At 65.7% G+C, this 3,844-nt stretch carries 1 protein-coding gene; it reads right to left on the bottom strand.

Annotated elements, in window-relative coordinates:
- Positions 1 to 3,844: glutamate synthase-related protein (locus tag H0W38_RS18515; RefSeq protein WP_292456846.1), on the bottom strand; the 3,844-nt coding region annotated here is incomplete at both ends.

Here is a 3,844-nt window from a genome sequence, read left to right as displayed (position 1 = left end):
ATGGTGTGGTCGGGCAGCCCCTCGGGCCGGTGGCGGATCAGCTCGCCGGAGAGCATGGCGCCGACCGTGCGGTTGACGTTGCGCGTCTCCTCCATGAAATGCACCTTTTCGCCGCGGTCGATGGCGGCCCGGCACTTCTCGATCAGCTTGATGTCGAGCGCCTTCGCGAGGCCGTGGTCCTGTTCCTCCACTTGGCGGCGGGGCACCTCGGCGGCGACCTGTGGCAGGTGGAAAACCCGCGAGAAGTCCAGGCCGCGCGCCTTCCAGTGGCCGATGCCCTTCTTGGTGTCGAGCAGATCGGCGCGGCCGATCAGCTCGTCGAATTTGCGAATGCCGAGTTGCGCCATGATCTGGCGCGCCTCTTCGGCCACGAAGAAGAAGAAGTTGACGACGTGCTCGGGCTTGCCCTGAAACTTGGCGCGCAGCAGCGGGTCTTGCGTGGCGACGCCAACAGGGCAGGTGTTGAGGTGGCACTTGCGCATCATGATGCAGCCCTCGACCACCAGCGGTGCGGTGGCGAATCCGAACTCGTCGGCGCCGAGCAGCGCGCCGATCACCACGTCGCGACCGGTCTTCATCTGGCCGTCGGCCTGCACGCGAATGCGCCCGCGCAGGTTGTTGAGCACGAGGGTCTGCTGGGTTTCGGCCAGGCCCAGTTCCCACGGCGTGCCCGCGTGCTTGATGGATGACCAAGGCGAGGCCCCCGTGCCGCCGTCGTGGCCGGCGATGACCACGTGGTCGCTCTTGGCCTTGGCCACCCCGGCCGCGATGGTGCCCACCCCGATCTCGGATACGAGCTTGACGCTCACGCTCGCTCGCGGGTTCGCGTTCTTGAGATCGTGGATCAGTTGCGCCAGGTCCTCGATCGAGTAGATGTCGTGGTGCGGCGGCGGCGAGATCAGGCCAACGCCCGGCACCGAGTAGCGCAGGAAGCCGATGTAGTCGGACACCTTGCCGCCCGGCAACTGCCCGCCCTCGCCCGGCTTCGCGCCTTGGGCCATCTTGATCTGGATCTGGTCGGCCGAGACCAGGTATTCGGTGGTCACACCGAAGCGGCCCGACGCCACCTGCTTGATCTTGCTGCGCAGCGAGTCGCCTTCCTGCAGCGCGTAGTCGGCTTCGATCACCTTGGCGCCGATCACTTCGCTGACCAGCGTGCCTTGCTTGATCGGGATACCCTTGAGCTCGTTGCGATAGCGGGCCGGGTCTTCACCTCCCTCACCCGTGTTGCTCTTGCCGCCGATGCGGTTCATGGCGATGGCCAGCGTGCTGTGCGCCTCGGTGGAGATGGAGCCCAGCGACATGGCACCCGTCGCGAAGCGCTTGACGATCTCGGATGCCGGCTCCACCTCGTCGAGCGGCACCGCCTTGCTTGGATCGACCTTGAACTCGAACAGGCCGCGCAAGGTCATGTGCCGACGCGACTGGTCGTTGATGAGCTGCGCGTATTCCTTGTAGGTCTCGTACTTGTTAGCGCGCGTGCTGTGCTGCAGCTTGGCGATCGCGTCGGGCGTCCACATGTGCTCTTCGCCGCGCACCCGCCAAGCATATTCGCCGCCGGCATCGAGCATGCTCTCGAGCACCGGGTCGTCGCCGAAGGCCGTGCGGTGCATGCGGATCGCCTCCTCGGCCACCTCGAACACGCCGATGCCGCCGACCTGCGAGGCGGTGCCGCGGAAGTACTTCTCGACCAGCGGCTTGTCCAGGCCGATCGCCTCGAACAACTGTGCGCCGCAATACGACATGTAGGTCGACACGCCCATCTTGGACATGATCTTCGACAAGCCCTTGCCGATCGCCTTGACGTAGTTGTAGAGGGCCTTCTCGGCGCTCAGCGCGCCCGACAGCCCGCTGTGCAGCGCAGCCAGCGTTTCCATGGCGAGATACGGGTGCACCGCTTCCGCGCCATAGCCCGCCAGCACCCCGAAGTGATGGACTTCGCGTGCCGAGCCGGTCTCGACAACGAGGCCGGCCGTCGTGCGCACGCCCTCGCGCACCAGGTGCTGGTGAATCGCCGACAACGCCAGCAGCGCCGGAATCGCGACCTGCTCGCGGTTCATGCGGCGGTCGGTGATGATGAGGATGTTATGACCGCTCTTGATGGCGTCCACTGCCTCCGCACACAGCGAAGCCAGTTTCGCCTCGACGCCCTCGTCGCCCCAGGCCAGCGGATAAACGATGTCGAGCTCGTAAGACTTGAACTTGCCGGAGGTGTGCTTTTCGATCGAGCGCAGCCGCGCCATGTCGGCGAAGTCGAGGATCGGCTGCGCCACCTCGAGCCGCATCGGCGGGTTGACGGCGTTGATGTCGAGCAGGTTGGGCTTGGGGCCGATGAAGCTGTTGAGCGACATCACGATGGCCTCGCGGATCGGGTCGATCGGCGGGTTCGTGACCTGGGCGAACATCTGCTTGAAGTAGCTGTAGAGCGGCTTGTTCCTGTCCGACAGCACCGCCAGCGGCGAGTCGTTGCCCATCGAGCCGATGCCCTCCTCGCCCGCCTGCGCCATCGGGCTCATCAGGAACTTGAGGTCTTCCTGCGTGTAGCCGAAGGCCTGCTGGCGGTCGAGCAGGCTCTCGCCGAAGGCTGGCGCGGCAGCGGCCACGTCGGCCGGCGCCTCGATCGCCTCGAGCTTGATGCGCACGTTCTCGATCCACTGCCGGTAGGGCTTGGCCGAGGCGTACTGGGTCTTGAGCTCCTCGTCGTCGACGATGCGGCCCTGCTCCAAGTCGATGAGGAACATCTTGCCGGGCTGCAGGCGCCACTTCTTGACGATGCGGTTTTCGGGAATGGGCAGCACGCCCGACTCCGAGGCCATCACCACCAGGTCGTCGTCGGTGACGATGTAGCGCGCGGGGCGCAAACCGTTGCGGTCGAGCGTGGCTCCGATCTGCTTGCCGTCGGTGAAGACCATGGCGGCCGGGCCGTCCCAGGGCTCGAGCATGGCGGCGTGGTATTCGTAGAAGGCGCGGCGGCGCTCGTCCATCGTGGCGTGCTGCTCCCAGGCCTCGGGGATCATCATCATCGCGGCTTGAGCGAGCGGGTAGCCGCTCATCGTCAACAGCTCGAGCGCGTTGTCGAAGGTGGCAGTGTCGGACTGGCCCTCGAAGCTGATCGGGTAGAGCTTGTGCAGGTCCTCGCCCAGCACGGGCGACTTCATCACACCTTCACGCGCACGCATCCAGTTGAAGTTGCCCTTGACGGTGTTGATTTCGCCGTTGTGGGCGACCATCCGGTAGGGGTGGGCCAGCGGCCATTCGGGGAAGGTGTTGGTCGAGAAGCGCTGGTGCACCAGCGCGAGCGCGGAGACGGTGCGCTCGTCGTGCAGGTCCTTGTAATAGGTGCCGACCTGCGTGGCCAGCAACAGGCCCTTGTAGATGATGGTGCGACAGCTCATGCTGGGCACGTAGTACTCGTGGCTGTGCGTGAGCTTGAGCGCCTGGATGGCGCTACTGGCAGTCTTGCGGATCACGTAGAGCTTGCGTTCGAGCGCGTCGGGCACGATCACGTCGGTGCCCCGGCCGATGAAGATCTGGCGGATCACCGGCTCCTTGGCGCGCACGGTGGGCGACATCGGCATGTTGCGGTCGACCGGCACATCGCGCCAGCCGAGCAGCACCTGGCCTTCGACGCGTACCGCGCGCTCCAAAGCCTGTTCGCAGGCCAGCCGGGAGGCATGCTCCTTGGGCAGGAAGATCATGCCCACGCCGTATTCACCCGGTGGCGGCAGATCGATGCCCTGGAGCGCCATTTCGGCGCGGAAGTACTCGTCGGGAATCTGGATCAGGATGCCGGCGCCGTCGCCCATCATCTTGTCGGCCCCCACTGCGCCTCGGTGGTCGAGGT

Origin of the sequence: Methylibium sp. (assembly GCF_013817365.1) — a bacterium.
Lineage (GTDB): Bacteria > Pseudomonadota > Gammaproteobacteria > Burkholderiales > Burkholderiaceae_C > Methylibium.
This window is presented reverse-complemented; position numbering and strand designations above follow the sequence as displayed.